Origin of the sequence: Glutamicibacter sp. V16R2B1 (genome assembly GCF_005774635.1) — a bacterium.
In the GTDB taxonomy this organism is placed as follows: domain Bacteria; phylum Actinomycetota; class Actinomycetes; order Actinomycetales; family Micrococcaceae; genus Glutamicibacter; species Glutamicibacter creatinolyticus.
In genome coordinates this window covers 69852-91152 of sequence record NZ_VATX01000017.1, presented here as the reverse complement: position 1 = coordinate 91152, position 21301 = coordinate 69852, and the positions used below count along the sequence as shown (strand labels likewise).

General features: G+C 66.5%; 18 protein-coding genes and 1 tRNA gene. 13 read left to right on the top strand and 6 right to left on the bottom strand.

Annotated features, from left to right (window positions below; genetic code table 11):
• The first annotated feature begins 4 nt into the window (after positions 1-4).
• Complete coding sequence (gene pyk, locus FDN03_RS13290) at positions 5-1513, top strand: pyruvate kinase (protein ID WP_138177873.1); 1509 nt, start codon at positions 5-7, stop codon at positions 1511-1513.
• Between the two features lie 316 nt (positions 1514-1829).
• Here pyk and FDN03_RS13285 read toward each other — a convergent pair whose 3' ends face one another.
• Positions 1830-2447 carry a response regulator gene (locus FDN03_RS13285; RefSeq protein WP_171021256.1) on the bottom strand — a complete coding sequence of 206 codons (618 nt, stop codon included), beginning with the start codon at positions 2445-2447 and terminating at the stop codon, positions 1830-1832.
• Between the two features lie 184 nt (positions 2448-2631).
• Between FDN03_RS13285 and FDN03_RS13280 the strand changes: the two genes are divergently transcribed.
• From FDN03_RS13280 to rpsA, 7 genes are all read left to right on the top strand, one after another.
• Positions 2632-2713 (top strand) — tRNA-Leu (locus FDN03_RS13280).
• A 330-nt stretch (positions 2714-3043) separates the two neighbouring features.
• Positions 3044-4291 (top strand): inorganic phosphate transporter, encoded by a 1248-nt coding sequence (locus FDN03_RS13275; protein WP_138177871.1) that lies wholly within the window; start codon positions 3044-3046, stop codon positions 4289-4291.
• A complete protein-coding gene (locus tag FDN03_RS13270; protein ID WP_138177869.1) occupies positions 4288-4527 on the top strand; it encodes a hypothetical protein in 240 nt (79 codons plus the stop codon). Before FDN03_RS13275 ends, FDN03_RS13270 begins: the two co-directional genes overlap by 4 nt.
• Positions 4528-4581: 54 nt before the next feature.
• Positions 4582-5133 (top strand): dihydrofolate reductase family protein, encoded by a 552-nt coding sequence (locus tag FDN03_RS13265; RefSeq protein ID WP_138177867.1) that lies wholly within the window; start codon positions 4582-4584, stop codon positions 5131-5133.
• A gap of 162 nt (positions 5134-5295) precedes the next feature.
• Entirely contained in the window at positions 5296-7962 is a 2667-nt protein-coding gene (polA, locus tag FDN03_RS13260) for a DNA polymerase I (protein WP_283205491.1), read from the top strand.
• Positions 7963-8176: 214 nt separating this feature from the next.
• The gene (locus FDN03_RS13255; RefSeq protein ID WP_171021255.1) at positions 8177-9469 is read left to right on the top strand and encodes a GNAT family N-acetyltransferase; all 1293 of its coding nucleotides are present in this window, start codon (positions 8177-8179) and stop codon (positions 9467-9469) included.
• Between the two features lie 237 nt (positions 9470-9706).
• Positions 9707-11173 carry a 30S ribosomal protein S1 gene (rpsA, locus tag FDN03_RS13250; RefSeq protein WP_138177861.1) on the top strand — a complete coding sequence of 489 codons (1467 nt, stop codon included), beginning with the start codon at positions 9707-9709 and terminating at the stop codon, positions 11171-11173.
• 212 nt (positions 11174-11385) lie between these two features.
• Here the strand turns inward: rpsA and FDN03_RS13245 are convergent, their stop codons facing one another.
• Positions 11386-12180, bottom strand: a complete 795-nt coding sequence (locus FDN03_RS13245) for a hypothetical protein (RefSeq protein WP_138177859.1) — start codon at positions 12178-12180, stop codon at positions 11386-11388.
• Positions 12181-12361: 181 nt separating this feature from the next.
• Between FDN03_RS13245 and FDN03_RS13240 the strand changes: the two genes are divergently transcribed.
• Complete coding sequence (locus tag FDN03_RS13240) at positions 12362-12763, top strand: hypothetical protein (RefSeq protein WP_138177857.1); 402 nt, start codon at positions 12362-12364, stop codon at positions 12761-12763.
• Positions 12764-12844: 81 nt separating this feature from the next.
• On the opposite strand, the gene FDN03_RS13235 is transcribed toward FDN03_RS13240, so the two are convergent.
• The 3 genes from FDN03_RS13235 to FDN03_RS13225 form a co-directional block, all read right to left on the bottom strand.
• Positions 12845-14554, bottom strand: coding sequence for an HNH endonuclease signature motif containing protein (locus FDN03_RS13235; RefSeq protein WP_138177855.1), 1710 nt, complete (start codon positions 14552-14554; stop codon positions 12845-12847).
• Positions 14555-14725: 171 nt separating this feature from the next.
• Positions 14726-15844 carry a methyltransferase gene (locus FDN03_RS13230; RefSeq protein ID WP_138177853.1) on the bottom strand — a complete coding sequence of 373 codons (1119 nt, stop codon included), beginning with the start codon at positions 15842-15844 and terminating at the stop codon, positions 14726-14728.
• Positions 15841-16530, bottom strand: coding sequence for a YigZ family protein (locus FDN03_RS13225; protein ID WP_138177851.1), 690 nt, complete (start codon positions 16528-16530; stop codon positions 15841-15843). The genes FDN03_RS13230 and FDN03_RS13225 overlap by 4 nt, the downstream gene beginning before the upstream one ends.
• Before the next feature lie 59 nt (positions 16531-16589).
• Here FDN03_RS13225 and coaE point away from each other — a divergent pair, with 59 nt between their 5' ends.
• The 3 genes from coaE to uvrB are packed head-to-tail and all read left to right on the top strand — an operon-like array spanning position 16590 to position 19564.
• Entirely contained in the window at positions 16590-17186 is a 597-nt protein-coding gene (gene coaE, locus FDN03_RS13220; protein ID WP_138177849.1) for a dephospho-CoA kinase, read from the top strand.
• Positions 17183-17443: a hypothetical protein gene (locus FDN03_RS13215; RefSeq protein ID WP_138177847.1), complete on the top strand. Its 261-nt coding sequence runs from the start codon at positions 17183-17185 to the stop codon at positions 17441-17443. Before coaE ends, FDN03_RS13215 begins: the two co-directional genes overlap by 4 nt.
• 39 nt (positions 17444-17482) lie before the next feature.
• On the top strand, positions 17483-19564 hold the full coding sequence (gene uvrB / locus FDN03_RS13210) for an excinuclease ABC subunit UvrB (RefSeq protein ID WP_138177845.1): 2082 nt from the start codon (positions 17483-17485) through the stop codon (positions 19562-19564).
• A gap of 24 nt (positions 19565-19588) precedes the next feature.
• Here uvrB and FDN03_RS13205 read toward each other — a convergent pair whose 3' ends face one another.
• Positions 19589-19951 (bottom strand): protease inhibitor I42 family protein, encoded by a 363-nt coding sequence (locus FDN03_RS13205; protein WP_138177843.1) that lies wholly within the window; start codon positions 19949-19951, stop codon positions 19589-19591.
• A gap of 277 nt (positions 19952-20228) precedes the next feature.
• Here FDN03_RS13205 and FDN03_RS13200 point away from each other — a divergent pair, with 277 nt between their 5' ends.
• On the top strand, positions 20229-21248 hold the full coding sequence (locus tag FDN03_RS13200) for a TerC/Alx family metal homeostasis membrane protein (RefSeq protein ID WP_138177841.1): 1020 nt from the start codon (positions 20229-20231) through the stop codon (positions 21246-21248).
• Positions 21249-21301: the final 53 nt, after the last annotated feature.

Sequence of the window (21301 nt, the reverse complement as noted above, 5' to 3'; positions counted from 1 at the left end):
CGGTATGAGACGCGCGAAGATTGTTGCTACCTGGGGACCATCGATTGAGAGCTACGAAAACACCGTGGCGGTGTTGCAGGCCGGGGTGGACGTCGCCCGGCTGAACATGAGCCATGGCGACCATTCCACACACGCGAACAACCTGGAAAACGTGCGCAACGCCTCCCGTGAGGTAGGCCGCGCCGTGGGGATCTTCGCCGACCTGCAGGGCCCGAAGATCCGCCTGGGCCGGTTCAAGGACGACGCGAAGTACATCCTGGAGCCGGGGGAGCGGTTCACCATCACCACCGAGGACATTGAAGGGGACCGCAGCATCTGCTCCACCACCTTCAAGGGCCTGCCCGGGGATGTGCAGCCGGGGGACATGCTGCTGGTCAACGACGGCAAGGTCCAGCTGCGCGCCCTGCAGGTCGACGAGGTCAAGGTGCTCACCGAGGTCGTCGTCGGCGGAGAGGTGTCCAACAACAAGGGCATCAACCTGCCCGGCGTCGCGGTGAACGTGCCGGCACTGAGCGAGAAGGATGAGGACGATCTGCGCTGGGCGATCCGCGCCGGGGTGGACATGATCGCCCTGTCCTTCGTGCGCAACGCCAGCGACATCCGCCGCGTGCACGAAATCATGGACGAGGAAGGCCGCCGCCTGCCGGTGATCGCCAAGATCGAAAAGCCGCAGGCCGTCGCCGCCCTGGAGGAGATCATCGACGCGTTCGACGCGATCATGGTCGCCCGCGGCGATCTGGGCGTGGAGCTGCCGCTGGAGGAGGTCCCGATGGTGCAGAAGCGCGCCATCGAACTGGCCCGCCGCTGGGCGAAGCCGGTCATCGTGGCCACCCAGGTGCTCGAATCGATGATCGAGTCCCCGACCCCCACCCGTGCCGAGGCCTCGGACTGCGCCAACGCGGTCATCGACGGCGCCGACGCGGTCATGCTCTCCGGGGAGACCTCGGTGGGCGCCTACCCGGTGGAGACCGTGGCCACCATGGCCCGGATCATCACCTCCACCGAGCAGCACGGCCTGGACCGCATCCCGCGGCTGGGCTCCAAGCCCAAGACCCGCGGCGGGGCGATCACCCGCGCCGCCGTGGAGATCGCCGACCAGCTCGATGTGAAATACATTGTCGCGTTCACCCAGTCGGGTGACTCGGCGCGCCGCCTCTCCCGGCTGCGCCCGCACAAGCCGGTGCTGGCCTTCACCCCGCTGCCGCAGACCTACAACATCATGACCCTGATGTGGGGTGTGCAGGCCCGCCTGGTGGAATACGCCGACCACACCGACAAGATGACCGCCCAGGTCGACGAACGCCTGCTCTCCGAGGGGCTGGCCGAGGTCAACGACCTGGTGTGCATCGCCGCCGGTTCGCCTCCAGGGCAGGCCGGGTCCACCAACACCCTGCGCATCCACAAGGTCGGTGACCTTGCCGATGCGGGCCAGCTGCTGGACGGCAAGCCGATGCCGGACCGGGAGAAGGTCGGACCGTGGGCGCCGGAGAACGTGCGCGGCACCTCCATCTAGGCATAGCCGCCGACTCGGGCCGCGAGGTTTCTCACGGCCACCGGCCAGGGGCGCCAATCCTTTGCGGGATTGGCGCCCCTGGCCGTTTCCCGTGCTGCCGGGCCCCGGCCTTCGGCCCTGGCCTCCGGAGCCGGGCAGCAAACCGTGCAGCGCGGCGTCCGCGCCCGGGGTGCGACGACGGCTCCGCCGCTGTGGCGCCACGGCACGATTTAAACGTCAAACGCGGCCACCGCCGGCAAGGCGATGGCCGCGTTCTGAGATTCGGTCCGCAGCGGCGGCGGGCTGCTTTGCGATGAGCCCGTGGCTGGGGTCGGCCCTACTTGACCTGATCGATCACGGTTTCGGCCACCTGGCGCATGCTCAGCCGGCGGTCCATGGAGGTCTTCTGGATCCAGCGGAACGCCTCGGGCTCGGTCAGCCCCATCTTGGTGATCAGCAGGCTCTTGGCCCGATCCACCAGCTTGCGGGTCTCGAACTGCTCGCTGAGGTTGCTGACTTCCTCCTCCAGGGCGCGCAGCTCGTCGTGCCGGGAGATCGCAATCTCGATGGCCGGGGTCAGGTCGGCCTCGGTGAATGGCTTGACCACGTACGCCATGGCGCCGGCCTCCCGGGCCCGGTCCACCAGTTCCTTCTGGCTGAACGCGGTCAGCAGCACGACCGGGCAGATGCGTTCCTTGACGATGGTCTCCGCGGCGCTGATCCCGTCAAGCACCGGCATCTTCACGTCCATCAGGACCAGATCCGGCTTCAGCTCGCGGGCCTTCTCAATGGCGCTTTCCCCATTGTCGACCTCGGCCACTACCTCGTACCCCTCTTGGCGCAGGATTTCGACGATGTCCAGGCGGATCAGGGTCTCATCCTCGGCCACGAGTACGCGGCGGGCGGTGCCAGGCGTTTCGGCGGGGATCTTGGTGATGTCGGGCAGCTGGCTCAATTCGTTTCCTTTGTGTTCACACGGGCAGCAATTCTGGTCGCTCGCTAACGCCGGAAGGCAGATGCTGGGCGGGAAACCGGGGTTTCTAAGAACAGCCTACTTGCCTGGGGGCCAGTATGCCCGATGACGCGGAAGATTCGATTAGGAAATCCAAAATCCGTCCAGTACTATCGTAAAAGTGCCAGCCCAAGTGGCGGAATCGGTAGACGCGCCGCACTCAAAATGCGGTATCGAAAGATGTGTGGGTTCGAGTCCCACCTTGGGCACCTGGTGATGAAATCCCCTTCGCACGACCTGCGGGTTGCGCGGTGGGGATTTTTCGTGCCAGCAGTGCTTTGCACCGCATCCGCAGAAACGAAAAGCCGGCGGAAACCGCCTGTTAGCTTGATCATAGGACGATCCGGGTTCACCTGCGTGTCACCCGTTGTTCGCCAGATCTGGGTTGACTTTCCAGATTGACTCAGTGACAGGTAGTCATATGATTGAACTGGCTCGCGGCCATTGTGCCGTGTCGTTCACCGTGCAGATGGATCGATATCGCGGTGTACTGAGCAGAAAACTTTCCCTTAGCCGTTCGACCCCCAGGCTGGTATTCAATGGATTTGACGCTCATCGTCGTCCTGGTCATTACCTTGGCGTTGTTCTTCGACTTCACCAACGGTTTTCATGACACGGCCAATGCGATGGCCACTCCAATCGCAACCGGCGCCATCACAGCGAAAAAAGCTGTGTTGCTCGCCGCAGCCCTCAACTTGGTAGGCGCGTTCCTCTCCACCGAGGTTGCCAAGACGATCTCCGGCGGAATCATCAAGGAGGGCGAGGGCGGCGTGCAAATCATGCCGGAAATGATCTACGCCGGCCTGATGGGCGCAGTGATCTGGAACGTGCTGACCTGGCTGTTGGGCCTTCCATCCAGCTCCTCCCACGCATTGTTCGGCGGCCTGATCGGTGCGGCCATCGTCGGCGCCGGGCTGGGCGCCATCGACTACGGCGTGCTGATGAGCAAGGTGCTGCTGCCGGCGCTGTGTGCCCCGGTGATTGCCGGTGTCTCCGCGTACGTGTGTACGAAGCTGGCCTACGCCATCACCAAGCGTCAATCAGGCGCTTCGCCCAAACGCGGCGGCTTCCGCTACGGCCAGATCTTCTCCTCCTCGCTCGTGGCACTGGCCCACGGCACCAACGACGCGCAGAAGACCATGGGCGTCATCACCCTGACCCTGGTCGCCGCCGGGATGCAGGAAGCCGGCACCGGCCCGCACCTGTGGGTCATCACCAGCTGTGCGCTGGCCATCGCGCTGGGCACCTACACCGGCGGTTGGCGCATTATCCGCACCATGGGCTCGGGACTGACCGATGTGAAGCCCGCGCAGGGCTTCTCCGCGGAAGTGTCCACCGCCTCGGCGATCCTGGCCTCCTCGCACCTGGGCTTCGCCCTGTCGACCACCCAGGTCGCCTCCGGTTCGGTGATCGGTTCGGGCATGGGCCGCAAGGGCGCTGAGGTGCGTTGGGGTACCGCCGGGCGCATCGCGCTGGGTTGGCTGTTCACCCTGCCGGCCGCGGCAGTCGTCGGCGCGCTGGCCGCCCTGGTCATGCACCTGGGCAACGCCGGCACCCTGGTCGTCAGCGTGCTTGGCGCCGGAATCCTGCTGGTGTTCTGGGTGCTCTCGCGCCGTGACGTTGTCGGCCACGACAACGCGATCTCCGACATCGACTCCTCGGGTGCCGCAGTGAAGATCCTGTCGAAGAAGGAACGCCGCAAGCGCGAGAAGGCCGCCAAGGCCGCCGCGAAGGAAGCGGCGAAGAACAACGCCAAGAAGAATCCCACGCAGGGGGCCAAGAAGTGACCATCGACTGGGCAGCATTCCTGATCGTCGCGGTAACCACCTGGGTCGCCGCCATCCTCATCGTCAGCGCGTACTCGTTTGGCGTCCGCCTGCTGGCCGTCGCCCGCGATGACGACCGCCATGAGGCCCTGAACCGCTTCGGCGCGTTCGCCTGCTTCGCCTTCTGCGGAATCGTGGTGCTTTTCGGCATCATCCTGATCGTGCCGGCCCTGAGCGCCAGCATCCTGGGCGTTTGAGCTAATTTCCCGCCGGAGTACCTTCACTGATGGAGGCACCCATAGACTGGAGCCATGACGAGCTTCAAATACTATGTGGGTGCCTCCATCGATGGTTTTATCGCCGATTCGGCCGGTGAAACCCGCTGGCTTGAACCCTTCGGCGACGCGCAGGGCGCGCTGCCCGGGTTCCAGAAGTTCTTCGACGAGGTCGGCGCGATCGTCATTGGCGGCCAGACCTACCTGTGGCTGGTCAAGCAGCTCACCGCGCTTGAGCGGCCCTGGCCCTACGCCGGCAAACCGGTGTGGGTGTTCACCCACCACGAGCTGCCCTCCACTCCCGGGGCCGACCTGACGTTCGTGCGCGGGGACATTGACCTGTGGTCGCACGACATTGCCCGCAGCGCCGGTCAGCAGGACGTCTGGATCCTGGGCGGGGCCCAGCTGGCCGGACGGTTCCTCACCGCCGGGGTGCTCGATGAGCTGCAGCTGCTCACCGTCCCGGTGGTCCTGGGCAGCGGGGTGAGCGTCTTCGACACCAAGACCCCTGCCGACTTCACCCTGATCGACCGCACGGCCCACGAGAACGGGGTATTGGAGGACCGCTACCGGGTTGCCGCCCCGTAGCCCGGCAGCGGCACCGCCCCGCCTCCCGCACCTGACCTGCCCATGTTGCCGCTCCGGCCGGAGCCAGGGGCCCGCGGATGTGCCAAAGATTGCGTGGTTCGGGAAGTGAAAATGTCCCGAAGTGCAACTAGGCTGGCAGGTGTGAGTGAAACAACCAAAGTGATGTCCGAATCGGACCGACGACTGCTGATCATTGACGGGCACTCGATGGCGTTCCGCGCCTTCTATGCGCTGCCCGCCGAGAACTTCGCCACGAGCACCGGTCAGCACACCAACGCTGTGCACGGGTTCGTCTCCATGCTGCTGACCATGATCCGCCAGCAGAAGCCAACTCACGTGGCGGTCGCGTTCGACCTGGACACCCCGACCCTGCGCTCCCAGGAGTACACCGAATACAAGGGCGGGCGCAACAAGACCCCCGAGGAGTTCTACGGCCAGATCGACCTGATCCAAGAGGTCATGAAGGCGATGAACATTCCCAGCATCACCCTGGAGGGGTACGAGGCCGATGACATCCTGGCCACCCTGGCCCGGCAGGGTGAGGACGCCGGCTTCAAGGTGCTGGTCGTTTCCGGGGACCGCGACGCGTTCCAGCTGATCAACGAGGACACCCTGGTGCTCTACCCGAAGAAGGGCATCAGCGACATCCCGCCGATGGACGCCGATGCGATTGAAGCCAAGTACTTCGTCCGCCCCGAACGCTACTGCGATCTGGCCGCGCTGGTCGGGGAAACCGCGGACAACCTGCCCGGAGTGCCCGGGGTTGGCCCCAAGACGGCCGCGAAATGGCTGGGCCTGTACGGTTCGCTGGACGGGGTGCTGGAGAATATCGACTCCATCAAGGGCAAGGTCGGCAACAACCTGCGCGAACACGTGGAGAACGTCAAGCGCAACCGGCGCCTGAACGAACTGCACCGCGACCTGGACCTGCCGGTCACCCTGGAAGAGTCCGTGCTGGAAAGCCCGAACCGTGAGGCCGTGGAAAACCTGTTCGACGCGCTGGAGTTCAACACCCTGCGCAAGCGCCTCTTTGACCTGTTCGCCGCCCAGGAAGAGGAGGTCGAACGCGATGTCATCGAGTTTAACCTCACCGAGATCACCACCGCGCAGCAGCTGGACAAGTTCATCAAGGCCGCCGACGGGGCGAAGATCGCCCTGCAGCCGGCCGTCAGCGGCGGGGAAGCGGCCGCGCTGGCGCTGACCCACGGCACCGAGTCCGCCTGGATCAGCCTGACTGAACTGGATGAGCAGACCGACCGCGCGCTGGCCGACTACCTGGGGGATCCGCGCGCGCCGAAGGTGCTGCACGATGCGAAGGCCAGCATGCACCTGCTGGCAGAACGCGGTCTGGACCTGGTCGGCGTCGTCGACGACACCTTGATCGGCGCCTACCTGATCCAGCCGGACCGGCGCAGCCACGACCTGGCCGACATCGCCCAGTACCACCTGAAGGCCACCGTCCCGGTGGTCAAGCCGGAGAAGAAGGGGCAGCTGGACCTGGGGATGGGGGTGGACCCGGAGCTGAAGAACGCCACCTTGGCCCAGAGCCAGGCCATCAACGAGCTCTCCGAGTACCTGGTCGGGCGCCTGGAGGAAAAGCACGCCGCACAGCTGATGAAGGACATTGAGCTGCCGCTGGTGCGGGTGCTGTTCGACATGGAGCGGGCCGGGATCGCGGTGGACCGCACGAAGCTGGATGAGCTCTACGACCACTTCACCACCCAGGTGGAGCAGTCCACCCAGGAGGCCTACGACGCGATCGGCCACGAGGTGAACCTCTCCAGCCCGAAGCAGCTGCAGGTGGTGCTGTTCGAGGAACTGGAGCTGCCCAAGACCAAGAAGATCAAGACCGGCTACACCACGGACGCCGAGTCGCTGCAGGACCTGCTGGTCAAGACCGGGCACCCGTTCCTGGTCGCGCTGATGGCCTACCGCGATGCGATCAAGCTGCGCCAGACCGTGGAGGGGCTGCGCAAGTCGATCGCCGAGGACGGGCGGATCCACACCACCTACGCCCAGACCGTCGCGGCCACCGGACGCCTGTCCAGCCTGAACCCGAACCTGCAGAACATCCCGATCCGCTCCGAGGAGGGCCGGCGCATCCGCGACGTGTTCGTCGTGGGCGAGGGCTACGACAAGCTGCTGACCGTGGACTACTCGCAGATCGAAATGCGCATCATGGCCCACCTCTCCGGGGATGAGGGCCTGATCCAGGCCTACCAGGACGGGGAGGACCTGCACCGCTACGTCGGCTCGCGGGTGTTCAACGTCAGCCCCGAAGAGGTCTCCAGCGAGATGCGCTCCAAGGTCAAGGCGATGAGCTATGGGCTGGCCTACGGGTTGAGCTCCTTCGGACTGTCCAAGCAGCTGAAGATCACCGTCGACGAGGCCCGCACCCTGATGAAGGACTACTTCGACCGCTTCGGCGCGGTGCGCACCTACCTGCGTTCAGTGGTCGACCAAGCCCGCAAGGACGGGTTCACCGAAACGATCTTCGGGCGCCGCCGCTACCTGCCGGAACTGAACAGCTCCGACCGCCGCCTGCGCGACATCGCCGAACGCGCGGCGCTGAACGCCCCCATCCAGGGCTCGGCCGCGGACATCATCAAGGTCGCGATGCTGCAGGTGGACGCGGAACTGGCGGCGGCCGGGCTGAAGAGCCGGATGCTGCTGCAGGTCCATGACGAACTGGTGCTGGAGATCGCCGAGGGGGAGCTGGAGCAGGTGCAGGCCCTGGTCACCGAACAGATGGGCAACGCGGCCCAGCTGCGTGTCCCGTTGGACGTGCAGCCCGGCATCGGCCACTCCTGGCACGAGGCCGGCCACTAGGGGCCAAGCCACCCCTAGCCGGTGTCCGATCCGATCCCGCAGCCGGATCGGACACCGGGGCGCACACCCCACGGGCCAGCGCTCCCACTGACCGCCCACCGCACCATGCACCACCCCCAGCACCATCCACGACTCACGGCACCATCCACGATTCGACGGGCAGCACACCCGCGCGGCCCGCACCACGTCCCATCAACCGATGGAAGGACCCACCATGGACAAGCTGCACACCGAGCACTGGCAGGCCGACCAGCTCACCGAGCAAGAAATGGAACACCTGGACCGGTTCCACCGCGCCACCGCCCGCGGCTTCCACAGTCCGGTGACCAACGAGGACGCGGCCGAGCGCTGGCGGCAGATCACCGCGGCCCAGAAAATGCGGATGTCCCTGGTCTACGATCGGGGTGCGGGCAGCCCGGCGCTGCACGAAAACGAACCGGTGCACACCTATGGCGGCTTCCCGGGGCGGCTGAACGCAGGGGCCGGAACCGACTTGCCGATCTACAAGATCACCGCCGTCACGGTCAGCCCCAGCTACCGGCGCCGCGGCATCCTGGGACGCCAGATCACCGAGGATCTGGGCTACGCGAAGCAGCAGGGCTACCCGTGGGCGGCGCTGACCGCCTCGGACGCCCGGATCTACGGGCGTTGGGGCTACGGCATCGCCAGCTACGAGAACCGCTTCGCGCTGGAGTGCACCGACGGGCTGAAGCTGCGCGAGCCGTTGCCCGGGCGGGTCATGGAAGTCAGCGCCGAGCAGATCGAACCGCACTTCGACGAACTGGCCGAACGCTGCATGGCCGGCACCTACGGTTCCATTGACGCCTCGGCGTTCGACCGCGGCTACATCCTGGGCCAGCTGGACGGGTGGGAGAATCTCGCACCGGCCAAGGACGCGCGCCTGGCCGCGCACTACGACCAGCACGGATCGCTCGACGGGCTGATCAGCTACAAGTACCAGAGCCGGGACTCCAAGCCCCGGGCCATGACGGTGCGTGGACTGCTGGCCCAGAACGCCGCCGCCCGGGTGGCCCTGCTCGAATTCCTGGGCAACCACGACCTGATCGGCGAGGTGCTTGGCGCCGGGCCGGTCGATGACCCGCTGCGCCTGATGCTGGCCAACGACCGCAACTACAAGGTGGAAGAGACCCGGGACGTGCTGTGGCTGCGGCTGCTGGACCCCGTCGCCGCGCTGCAGGCCCGCGCGTGGAGCCGGGACGGTTCCTTCGTGCTGGTGCTGCGTGATCAGCTGAGCCTGGCCGACGGCACCTATCAGGTGCGCATCGAGCAGGGCCGGGCGAAGGTCACGCCGAATCCCGCCACCGAACACCGGCTGCCGGAGCTGTCCATGGACGTTTCGGTGCTGCCGCGGCTCTACCTCGCCAGCGTTCGGCTGGCCGATCTGGCGGACGTGGGCCTGGTGCAGTGCCGCTCAGACCGCGACCTCAACGAGCTGGAAATGCTGTTCGCCCAACCGCGCAGCGCGTTCACGCCCTACGAGTTCTAGCCCGAGCCGCGCCGGCATTGCGTAGGACACGGCGCCAGGCAATTGTGTCCAACAACACTTGCGCGGCCATCCACCGGATGTCGACGTGACTTTGACCGAGGCCTGTGCAAGCGCGTAAACTTGAAAAGTGTGTCATGGCTTTGCCATGTCCACTCGCTATGCAGTACACACCTCGAAATTCCGGGACTTCCGGAGTCTCGACTGACCATAAACTATCCACATCGGAGTCCCTACTACATGACCATCACCTCGAACGAGAAGCACAGCACCCCGGTCGTTGCCATCAACGACATCGGATCTGCTGAGGACTTCCTGGCTGCCGTCGACGCCACCATCAAGTACTTCAATGATGGTGACCTCGTCGAAGGCACCGTCGTCAAGGTTGACCATGACGAAGTCCTGCTCGACATCGGTTACAAGACCGAAGGTGTCATCCCTTCCCGCGAGCTTTCCATCAAGCACGACGTTGACCCGGGTGAAGTTGTCACCGTCGGCGACAACGTCGAAGCCCTGGTCCTGACCAAGGAAGACAAGGAAGGCCGTCTGATTCTCTCCAAGAAGCGTGCTCAGTACGAGCGTGCCTGGGGCGATATCGAAAAGATCAAGGAAGAAGACGGCGTCGTTACCGGTACCGTCATCGAGGTTGTCAAGGGTGGCCTCATCCTGGACATCGGCCTGCGCGGCTTCCTGCCGGCATCGCTGGTCGAGATGCGTCGCGTTCGCGACCTGGCCCCGTACATCGGCCAGGAAATCGAAGCCAAGATCATCGAGCTGGACAAGAACCGCAACAACGTGGTGCTCTCCCGCCGTGCATGGCTGGAGCAGACCCAGTCCGAGGTTCGCTCGACCTTCCTCAACAAGCTCGAGAAGGGCCAGGTTCGCCCGGGCGTTGTCTCCTCGATCGTCAACTTCGGTGCCTTCGTGGACCTGGGCGGCGTCGACGGCCTGGTGCACGTCTCCGAGCTGTCCTGGAAGCACATCGACCACCCGTCCGAGGTTGTCGAGGTTGGCCAGGAAGTCACCGTCGAGGTTCTGGAAGTGGACCTGGACCGCGAGCGTGTCTCCCTGTCGCTGAAGGCCACCCAGGAAGATCCGTGGCAGACCTTCGCCCGCACCCACGCCCTGGGCCAGGTTGTGCCGGGCAAGGTCACCAAGCTGGTTCCGTTCGGTGCGTTCGTTCGCGTCGAAGACGGCATCGAGGGCCTGGTGCACATCTCCGAGCTGGCCGTGCGCCACGTCGAGCTGGCCGAGCAGGTTGTCTCCGTGGGCGACGAGCTGTTCGTCAAGGTCATCGACATCGACCTGGAGCGCCGCCGCATCTCGCTGTCCCTCAAGCAGGCCAACGAGGGTGTCGACCCGGAGGGTACCGAATTCGATCCGGCTCTGTACGGCATGGCCGCAGAGTACGACGAAGAGGGCAACTACAAGTACCCGGAGGGCTTCGATCCGGAGTCGAACGAATGGCTGGAGGGCTTCGAGACCCAGCGCGCCGCTTGGGAAGCACAGTACGCTGCTGCCCAGGAGCGTTGGGAAGCTCACAAGAAGCAGGTTGCCGAGGCCATGAACGCCGACGCCACCGCCGAGCCGACCGCTGCCGAGCCGGCACCGGCTTCGTACTCCTCCGAGGCACCGGCTTCCGATTCCGGAACCCTGGCTTCGGACGAGGCACTGGCTGCCCTGCGCGAGAAGCTGACCGGCAACTAATTGCCGCGTAGCGTCCAGCGCTAGCTGAACGACGGCGGGTTTGTCCCTGATACCAGGGGCAAACCCGCCGTCGTCGTTTAATCGGACGCCTCGTGCCACCGCGGCGGTCTGCGCAGCTCCTCCGAAATGTTGACGAGCCGCGCCGCAAAGTCCTCCTTCCGGGCCTTCTTCCCCGCTTCGCCAAAACTAGTCTTGATTTAGGGAACTCCCAATCAAGCGGGGATCATGAACGAGAGGCAAAGGGGCCGATGGGACAGGAAACCGAGATGGCAAGTATCCTGGCGCGCACCGAGAAGGTCAGCGTCCCGTTCCGGCGCCTGAGCGAGCAGGAATGGGGCAATGTTCCGCGCAGCATCCCCAACTGGATCTTGAGCCTTGGCACCTGGCTGCCGGTACTGGGGTTGCTCATCTGGCTCATCGGCTGCCGGGGGCATGACCTTCCCTGGCTGGCGCAGGGCTGGTGGGGTGCGCTCACTGCCGCCGTCGGTGCGGTGGCGGTGATGGTGGCCAGCGGACGCCAGGCGCCCTGGGTTGCCGCGGCCACCTGCCTGGCCGTCGTGGCCTGGATGCCATGGCCGCCGCTGGAACAGTGGGTCCTTGCGCTGGGCGCCGGATATTACGGCCTGCTGGGTGGGCTCGGAATGCTCAGTGGCCTGCGTTTCACCAGAAGCTTGCGCACCTGGCGACGTGAAGCAGTGCAATCCGTGATGGTTGAGAAGAGTCTGCTGCAGCACACCGCCGCCCGGAAACAAGTGCCCCCGTGGCTGGCCAAACTCTCCGCGGCCGGGTTCGTGTACGGCTTGGCGAGGGTCGGCTTCGACTATTTCAACGATGCACAGCAACAGGTGGACCGGCTCCAGATGCAACATCTGCAAACCGCTGCCTTTGGGCTGAGCGGGCTCGCGTTCTGGGGGTTGCTGGTGCTGGTGCGTTTCGCCGCCCAGCGGTTCGTCGGGCCCCTGGTCCTGCGGATCCCGGTCGGTGGGGGACAAGGCGGCGCGATCCACCTGGGCGCGCTGAGCGGAGTGGTGGCGCGTTCGGAAGCCTCCGAGCAGGACTGCAGGTGCGGCGCACCTGCAAGCAACTTTGAGGCAGCCGCCGAACCCGAACACGACGATCCCTTGGCTGGCCGCGTTCGTACCGGTCCACGAAGAATGTGCCCGGCACGGGGTGCAGGCTGTCAACAGCATGAGCAGGCAGGAGTTTGTGCGCCACGCCCTGAACCCGTGGGTCTGGGCAGAGCACGTGAACGACCAGCTGATTCCCGCCGGGACCGAGCTGGAGGTGGTGGGGCTGAGCGGGTGGGACTGCCGCCCGGTGCCGGTGGACAGCGGCCCGGTCTCCACACTTGGGTCACCGCAGGGACGTTTGGCGCTGTACCCGCATCGGGTTTCGGAGGTGCTGCGCCGCAACCGGCGCACCGTACGCTGGCGGGCGCGGCGCGATGTGTCCCTGGAACCGGTGGTGTGGCAGGGGCAACCGGGCGAGGAACTGGATCGCATCCCTCTGACCGGGGTCGGGATTGACGGCAGTGCCGTGCGGGTTGAGGGGCGGCGGCCCTACCTGCTTCCGCACCGACAGGCGGGCTGAACACGCACCACGGCCGAAGACCTTCATCGCGTCGGCGCGCGACGGGCAGCCAGCAGCGCCGGCGGCAGGGAGCGGGTTGCCCTATGGGGGAGGAGCGACCGGGTCCGCCGGCCGGAACAGGTCGCCGAGCCGGTAGTTGATGGAATTGCGGCGGGGAAGCTGCAGCGGATCCTGGAATTTGGGCAGGATCACCTGCGGCACCCCGCCGTTGGAGATGACTTTGAGCAGCCCGGCATGCACATCGTGGTGGTGCTTCGTGCACATGGTCGCGGCCCACCGCACGGCGGTAACTCCGCCATCCTTCCAGAACCTGATGTGGTGGATTTCGCAGTGCTCCACCGGCACCTTGCAGCCCGGGACGATGCATCCGCGGTCCCGGGCCTTGATCGCCCGGGCCATGGGCAGCGGGTATTCGCGCTGGCTGCGGCCCACATCGAGAATTTCCCCCTTGCCGCCCAGCGTCATCGGGATGATCCTGGCCCGGGCCAGGATTCGGCGCAGGTCGGTGGCCGACAGCTCCAGCCCGTGTGCGGTCAGTCCGTGGGTTTTGGCTTCGCCGCGCAGCTCGGCCAGTGTCAGGTGCACCATTACCAGGGGCCGGACCAGTGGCGGCAAGGCAGCCCGCTTTTGGGCCTTGCCCTTGGCCTTGCGTTGGCGGCGCGAGTGGTCGCGCAGGATCTTGTCAATGTCCAGGCGCAGGAACCCGAGCAGCGCCTTGAGCCGGCGCTGTGGGACATTGGCGGCCACCGAGCTGATCGGACCGCTCTGCGCCGCTTCCTCTGCGGTGACAAAGTCCGGGCGATCCTCGGCGTCCGGAGCCGGCGCAGATCCACTCGGTGCGCCAGCTTCCGCGGGATCATCGAGCACACGGCTGTCGTTCCCGGCATCGGTGCGCGGATTATCGGCCTGGGCGATCAGTGATTCGATCAGTTCCGCGTCGCCAGGCAACAGCCGCAACGCATAGTTGACCAGCCCGTTCTTCGCCCCGGTACGGAACAGGCCGGTGGCCGTGACGGGATCGAGCTGTTCGGTGGTGGTCCGCGCCTGCTTGAACAGCTGGTTTAGTTTCTTGCTGCGCGTGGCCGGATTGGGTTCGGCAACCAGGTTCTGGGCGATGTCTTCCACGGTGGCGCCCTCCGGGGTGAGCACCGGTGGCAGCGGCTGCTCGGTGCCCTCGGCGACGGGCTCCAAGGTGGCCAGCCGTCCGGCCGCGGAGATCACCGGTTGGGGCGGCAGAGAGGCGTCGTTGAATTTCGCGGCCAGCTTCGGGAATTGGGGGTCGACCGGCACGCCGGCGTCATCGAACCGGCCAATCAGTTGCCGGGCGGCGTTCACCCGGCGTTTGGCCTCGTGGTAGTCCAGCGGCAGCCAACCGGCCAGGAATTCGGCCGGGTCCTTGAAGGTGGGCCGCCCCAGCGCGTAGCGGGCCGCAACGTCGGCGGAGTCGGGGGCCGCCGGGGATGCCTCGTCCGTGGCGGTGTCCGGGGAATCGCAATGATCGCGCAGTGCGTCAAGCTCCCGGGGATCCAGGCAGTGCAGGGCGTGGCGCTCGGCCAGGTGGGCGCACAGGATCTTGAGGCGGGCGATGTGGTCCCCGGCGCTTTCGGTGCTGCTGGCCAGCCGGACGGCGTAGCGGGGATCGGTGTTCGCCTGGGCGGCCTGATGCAGGGCTGCGGGCAGGGAAGTCATGAGCTGGCACAGTGCCGCGGCGTCCGGGGCGCTGAGCCCGGCCGGCTGTCGCAGGTGCGCGGCGATCTGTTCGACCGCCTGGCGCAGGTTGTTGTTGCTCATGGCCCCAGTGTGCGCCGCCAATCCGCGAGGCGGCGGCGGGCAGCGAAAGATGTGGATAACTCTTTTCGTGTTCCCGTGCCCGGTCGTTCCCGTGCCCGGTCGTTCCCGCGCCCGGTGGGTGGCGCGGCATGGCGTTTCGGTGCCCAGCGGTGCCGGGCCACATGCCCCGGTTTAGTGCCGCTGCCGGGTGGCCTGCACCACCGTGAACTTGGAGTTGCGGGCCAGTTGGCGGACCGGGCCGATGCGCCGGGTGATTTCCCCGCGGTAGCGCAGGTGGGAGTTGTAGACGCACAACAGCTGGCCGCCGTCGGCGAGCACCCGGGCCGCCTCGTCAAGCAGCTTCAGCGCGATCCCGGCGTGCACCGTGTTGCCCATGTGGAAGGGCGGATTCAGGGTGATCAGGTGGGTGCTGGCGGCGGGCAGCCGGGACAGCCCGTCATCCTGCACGACGCTGATGCGCCCGCCCAGTCCGTTCAGCGCCGCACCGGCGGCGGTGGAGGCCACCGCGGAGGCCGAATGGTCCGAGGCCGCCACCCGCAGCCCGGGGGTGGCCAGTGCCGCGTAGATCCCGATGCTGCCGTTGCCGCAGGCCAGGTCCACCAGTTCATCCTGGCCGGAAAGATCCGGCAGGTGCTCCAGCAGCAGCCGGGTGCCCGGATCCAGCCGGGCCTGGCCGAAGGTCGCCGCAGAGGCGCGCAGCGTAAAGCGCCGGCCGTTGACGGTGTGGGTGGCCTGCGCCGGAAAGCTGGGCACCGGCTGGTGCGGCAGCGGGGTGCGGGCGGTGAGTACGCGGGACTTCTGCCGGGCCAGGGACACGTCGAGCCGGGCGAAGCGCGCCTGCAGGACCTGGTTCATGGAGCGGTTCATGTGCTTGATGCGCCCCCCGGCGTGCACCACCACCTCCGGGTGGGCGTGTTCCGCGATGAGCGCGGCGAATTCGTCGAGCACATCCAGCCCGCGCGGCAGGTTCAGCAGCACCAGTTCGGCATCCCGCAGCGCCATTCCGGGGTCCAGCAGCTGCAGCCGCTCCAGCCACTGCGGGGCCAGGCGCTGCAGGTTCGCGGTGATCGCACGCTGGGCGGTGAGCGAATCGGTGTGCACCAGCACCCGTTCGGCGCCGGCGGCCAACGCGCCCAGGCTGAGCGCGCCGTAGTGGTCGTTGAGCACGCTGACCGTGCCCGGCCAGCGGTGCACGGTGTCCAGGATCAGCCGTTCGGCCGCGTCCACGGCGTGCAGGTTCTCGGCCTCCACGTCCGGGTAGCGGCGCAGGGCGTCCAGCAGCTCGCTCATCGCCCACCGCCCTGGGGCACGTCCACCCAGTCGTGGCCCTGCAGCTGCCCGTGCAGGGCGCCGGAGGAGAGGGTGGCCAGCTGGCGCTGGAACTCGTCCTCGGCGCCGGGCTCGTCGGCGATCGCCACCTGCAGCAGCGCGCCCTCGGCCTGCCAGTCGGTGGCGCCGAGCTGGTAGCCGGCGGCGCGCAGGTCGTTTTCGTAGCGTGCGGCCTGCGAATGCGCGGCGGGCACGGCCAAGAGCCGCATCCGCTGCCGGGTGACCAGGGTGGCCGCGTCCAGCGCCTGGGAGACGGAGTCGGAGTAGGCCCGCACCAGCCCGCCGGCGCCAAGCTTGATCCCGCCGAAGTAGCGCACGCACACGGCCAGCACGTCGCTCAAATCGGTGCCGTGGGTGGTTTCGCGTTTGGTCAGCGCCTCCAGCATCGGGATCCCGGCGGTGCCGGCCGGCTCCCCGTCGTCGGAGGAGCGCTGGGTCATCCGGTCCGCGCCGAGCACAAACGCGCTGCAGTGGTGGCGGGCGTCGAAATGCTGCTTGCGCAGCGCGGCAATGTGCCCGCGGGCGTCGGTTTCGGAGGGCACCCGGTACAGGTAGGTGATGAAGCGCGAACGCTTGATCTCCACTTCGTGCGACAGGTCCGCGGCCAAGGTGGTGTACCGACTCGCCACCGAAACGTTGCTGTTCATCTGACTTAGTTTATAGGGTGGAGTTCTAGACTTGAGGCCATTCTTACTTAGCGGGTGTCATGATTCATGTGGGACTGACCGGGGGCATCGCCTCGGGCAAATCGGCGGTGGCCGCGCAGCTGCTGAAGCTGGGCGCGGTGGTGATCGATGCCGACGCGATCGCCCGGCAGGTGGTGGAGCCCGGGACCCCGGCGCTGGAGCAGATCGGGCTGGCCTTCGGCTCGCAGGTGTTCGCCGAGGACGGCAGCCTGGACCGGGCCGCGCTGGCCGCGGTGGTGTTCGCCGACGCCGGGGAGCGCGAGAAGCTGAACGCGATCGTGCACCCGGCGGTGCGCGCCGAGGCCGAACGGCTGCGCGCCGCGGCGGTGGCCGACGGCGCCGAGGTGGTGGTGGAGGACATCCCGCTGCTGGTGGAAAGCGACCAGCACCAGCGTTTTGACAAGGTGCTGGTGGTCCAGGCCCCGCACGATGAGCGGATCCGGCGGATGATGGAGGACCGCGGCTGGGACCGGGCCGAGGCGGTCGCCCGGATGGCCGCCCAGGCCACCGACGAGCAGCGCGCGGCCGTGGCCGACGTAGTGATCCACAACGACGGGAGCATCGAGCAGCTGAACGAGAAGGTCACCCGCGTCTTCCGGAACGGGTTCAGTGCATGAAGCTGACCCTGCGGATCTCCAAGTGGGTGATGCTTGCCGCGTTCGCCGTCGCCCTGGTGCTGTGGCTGGGCTTTGGCGGGCGCAGTGAGTTCGTCGCCTCGAACGGGCCCTACTCCCCGGTGGTCTACGTCTCCGGGTGGCTGGCGCTGCTGGGGCTGGCCGCGGCGACCGTGCTTACCACCGGCTTCTTTGGCGCGATGATGTCCAACACGGCCAAGCGGGCGATCATCCGCGGTGGGATGCGCCGAGGGCGATAACGGGTGCCGCGCGGGGGTGCGGCTCGTTATGCTGGGTGCATGAGCCTTGCACAGCCGATCAAGCGCGTCGTCGCCCCCTTTGAAGTCATCAGCGAATACCAGCCTGCCGGGGACCAGCCGCAGGCGATCGCCGAGCTGGCCGAACGCATCAAGGCCGGCGAGAAGGACATTGTGCTGATGGGCGCCACCGGCACCGGCAAGTCCGCCACCACCGCCTGGCTGGTGGAGCAGGTGCAGCGCCCCACCCTGGTGATGGTGCAGAACAAGACCCTGGCCGCGCAGCTGGCCAACGAATTTCGTGAACTGCTGCCGAACAACGCGGTGGAGTACTTCGTCTCCTACTACGACTACTACCAGCCCGAGGCCTACGTGCCGCAGACCGATACCTTCATCGAGAAGGACTCCTCGATCAACGAGGAGGTGGAGCGGCTGCGCCACTCGGCGACGAACTCGCTGCTCACCCGCCGCGACACGATCGTGGTCGCCACCGTCTCGTGCATCTACGGCCTGGGCACCCCGGAGGAATACGTCGCCGGGATGGTCACCCTGCGCCGCGGCATGCAGCTGAACCGGGACGACATGCTGCGCCAGTTCGTGGCCATGCAGTACACCCGCAACGACATGGACTTCCACCGCGGCACCTTCCGGGTGCGCGGGGACACGGTGGAGATCATCCCGATGTACGAGGAGCTGGCGGTGCGCATCGAGTTCTTCGGCGACGAGGTCGACGCGATCCACACCCTGCACCCGGTGACCGGGGAAGTGGTGCGGGAGGAAGACGAGATGTACGTGTTCCCGGCCAGCCACTATGTGGCCGGTGCGGAGCGGATGAACCGGGCGATCAAGTCGATCGAGGATGAGCTGGCCGAACGGCTGGCGGAGCTGGAGCAGCAGAACAAGCTCGTCGAGGCCCAGCGGCTGCGCATGCGCACCACCTATGACCTGGAAATGATGGAGCAGATGGGCTTCTGCAACGGCATCGAGAACTACTCGCGGCACATCGACGGGCGTGAGGCCGGTTCGGCCCCGCACTGCCTGCTGGACTACTTCCCGGATGACTTCCTGCTGGTGATCGACGAGTCGCACGTGACCGTCCCGCAGATCGGGGCGATGTACGAGGGGGACATGTCCCGCAAGCGCACCCTGGTCGAGCACGGCTTCCGACTGCCCAGCGCCATGGACAACCGGCCGCTGAAGTGGGACGAGTTCCTGGAGCGGATCGGGCAGACGGTGTACCTCTCGGCGACCCCGGGCAAGTACGAGCTGGGCAAGTCCGACGGGGTGGTGGAGCAGATCATCCGCCCCACCGGCCTGGTGGACCCGCAGATCATCGTCAAGCCGACCAAGGGGCAGATCGATGACCTGCTCGATGAGATCCGGGTGCGCGTGGAGCGCGACGAGCGCGTGCTGGTGACCACGCTGACCAAGCGGATGGCCGAGGACTTGACCGACTACCTGACCGAACACCAGGTCCGGGTGCAGTACCTGCACTCGGATGTGGACACGATCCGGCGGGTGGAGCTGCTGCGCGAACTGCGCATGGGCTCCTTCGACGTGCTGGTGGGCATCAACCTGCTGCGTGAGGGCCTGGACTTGCCCGAGGTGTCCCTGGTGGCGATCCTGGACGCGGACAAGCAGGGCTTCCTGCGCTCGGCGACCTCGCTGATCCAGACGATCGGGCGTGCGGCGCGCAACGTCTCGGGCCAGGTGTTCATGTATGCGGACAAGGTGACCGACGCGATGGCCCAGGCGATCGAGGAGACCAACCGGCGCCGGGCGATCCAGCAGGCGCACAACGAGGAGCACGGCATCGACCCGCAGCCGCTGCGCAAGAAGATCGCGGACATCACCGACCAGCTGGCCCGCGAGGACGCCGACACCCAGGAGCTGCTGAACAACAACCGGCTGGCCAAGGGCGCCAAGCGCAAGTCCGCCCCGGTGCGCAGCGACGGGCTGGCCGCCGCCCCGGCCGAGGACCTGGTGGGGATGATCGAGCAGATGACCGAGCAGATGCATGCGGCGGCCGCCGAACTGCAGTTCGAGCTTGCCGCCCGGCTGCGCGACGAGGTCTCCGAGCTGAAGAAGGAGCTGCGCCAGATGAAGGGCGCCGGGCACGCCTAGCGACACGCCCGGTGTGGGCCGCGGCTAGATGACGGTGACGGTGAAGCGGCGCACCTGGGCGGTGCGGTTCTCCCATGCCCGGCTCAGCTGCAGCTCCACCGACCAGTATCCGGCGGTGATCGCGCGCAGCGAGGCCACGTGGGTGGCGGTGGCCTGGTCCGCGCGCTGTGATGCGTCCAGGTGCCGCGGGACGGTGCGCTTGGCGGCGCCGTTGCCGTCGGGCTGCTGGCGGATCGTGCCCGGCTCCCGCTCGACCATCAGTCCCTGGCCGCATTCGGTCAGCGTCCACAACAAGCCGCTGGCATCCGGGACCGGCATTACCAAATGGATTCGGGTTCCGCGGCTGACCTCGAGGTTGGCGCTGCCGTCGGTCTCGATTTGTTCCATTCATCCATCCTACGGCCTACGCCGCCGCCCGCGGCGCTGGCGTGGGTGGATGTGTCGGCGCGTGGCGGGTGCGGGGTGGCCGGGACCATGGGCTGGGACGGGGCGATGGGATACAATGGTTTCTCGTACGTAGGGGAGTATCCCAAATGCTGTGAACGTCAACACGTGGGACGAGGAAGTTCCGCCGGATGCAGCAGCCGAACACAACACGATCTTGTGACGGCGGAGAGACCTTCGGTTCCCTTGTCCTACCCTTACGACGAAAGGCTACTTTTCTGTGGGCGTTTCAGGGTTAACCCTTCAATTTGAAATCATCTCGCTGGCCGCGCTGTGCGTGATCCTGCTTTTGGACCTGTTGTACGTGGTCCGCCGGCCGCACGAGCCCTCCATGAAGGAAGCCGGCCTGTTCGTCGCCTTCTACGTCATGCTGGCCGTGATCTTCGGTGGCGTGCTGTGGTGGCAGGCAGGTCCGCAGCTGGGCCAGGAATTCTACGCCGGCTGGATCACCGAATACTCGTTGTCGATCGACAATCTGTTCGTCTTCATCATCATCATGACCCGCTTCTCGGTCCCGCGGAAGTACCAGCAGGAAGTGCTGATGTTCGGCATCATCATTGCGCTGGTCCTGCGCGCGGTCTTCATCCTGCTGGGTGCGACCCTGATCGAGCACCTGTCCTGGATCTTCTACATCTTCGGCGCCTTCCTACTGTGGACGGCCTGGCATCAGCTGAAGGACGATGACGAGGACGAGGAAAGCGAATCCGGTCTGGTCAAGCGGCTGACCAGCAAGCTGCCGATCGCCAACGACTACGACGGCAACAAGCTGCGCACCAAGGTCGACGGGAAGAAGATGTTCACCCCCATGGTGATGGTCTTCATTACCATCGGCATGACCGACCTGCTGTTCGCCGTTGACTCGATCCCGGCGATCTTCGGGCTGACCCAGTCCGCGTTCATCGTGTTCACCGCGAACATCTTCGCGCTGATGGGCCTGCGCCAGCTGTACTTCCTGCTGGGCGGGCTGATGAACCGACTGGTCTTCCTGAAGCACGCGCTCAGCTTCATCCTGGCGTTCATCGGCGTGAAGCTGATCTTCCACGCACTGCACGAGAACGAGCTGCCGTTCCTCAACGGCGGCCAGCCGATCGAGTGGGTGCCGGATATCAGCACAGGCCTGTCGCTGATCGTGATCGCCTCCACCATCGTGGTCGCCACCGTCATGTCGCTGTGGACCCCGCTCGGACGCCGTGCCGCGGCCCGCGCCGAGGCCGAGGCCGCAGCGAAGGACGAGAAGTAACGCCTGCGGGGGAGCCGGCCGGCGCGGGCTGCCGGCACTAGACCTCCCACCGG

Excerpts from the sequence above, each read along its gene's own strand:
- pyk (WP_138177873.1), top strand. The coding sequence starts at position 5 with ATGAGACGCGCGAAGATTGTTGCTACCTGGGGACCATCGATTGAGAGC.
- FDN03_RS13275 (WP_138177871.1), top strand. The coding sequence starts at position 3,044 with ATGGATTTGACGCTCATCGTCGTCCTGGTCATTACCTTGGCGTTGTTC.
- FDN03_RS13265 (WP_138177867.1), top strand. The coding sequence starts at position 4,582 with ATGACGAGCTTCAAATACTATGTGGGTGCCTCCATCGATGGTTTTATC.
- polA (WP_283205491.1), top strand. The coding sequence starts at position 5,296 with ATGTCCGAATCGGACCGACGACTGCTGATCATTGACGGGCACTCGATG.
- FDN03_RS13255 (WP_171021255.1), top strand. The coding sequence starts at position 8,177 with ATGGACAAGCTGCACACCGAGCACTGGCAGGCCGACCAGCTCACCGAG.
- rpsA (WP_138177861.1), top strand. The coding sequence starts at position 9,707 with ATGACCATCACCTCGAACGAGAAGCACAGCACCCCGGTCGTTGCCATC.
- FDN03_RS13240 (WP_138177857.1), top strand. The coding sequence starts at position 12,362 with ATGAGCAGGCAGGAGTTTGTGCGCCACGCCCTGAACCCGTGGGTCTGG.
- FDN03_RS13235 (WP_138177855.1), bottom strand. The coding sequence starts at position 14,554 with ATGAGCAACAACAACCTGCGCCAGGCGGTCGAACAGATCGCCGCGCAC.
- FDN03_RS13230 (WP_138177853.1), bottom strand. The coding sequence starts at position 15,844 with ATGAGCGAGCTGCTGGACGCCCTGCGCCGCTACCCGGACGTGGAGGCC.
- FDN03_RS13225 (WP_138177851.1), bottom strand. The coding sequence starts at position 16,530 with ATGAACAGCAACGTTTCGGTGGCGAGTCGGTACACCACCTTGGCCGCG.
- coaE (WP_138177849.1), top strand. The coding sequence starts at position 16,590 with ATGATTCATGTGGGACTGACCGGGGGCATCGCCTCGGGCAAATCGGCG.
- FDN03_RS13215 (WP_138177847.1), top strand. The coding sequence starts at position 17,183 with ATGAAGCTGACCCTGCGGATCTCCAAGTGGGTGATGCTTGCCGCGTTC.
- uvrB (WP_138177845.1), top strand. The coding sequence starts at position 17,483 with ATGAGCCTTGCACAGCCGATCAAGCGCGTCGTCGCCCCCTTTGAAGTC.
- FDN03_RS13205 (WP_138177843.1), bottom strand. The coding sequence starts at position 19,951 with ATGGAACAAATCGAGACCGACGGCAGCGCCAACCTCGAGGTCAGCCGC.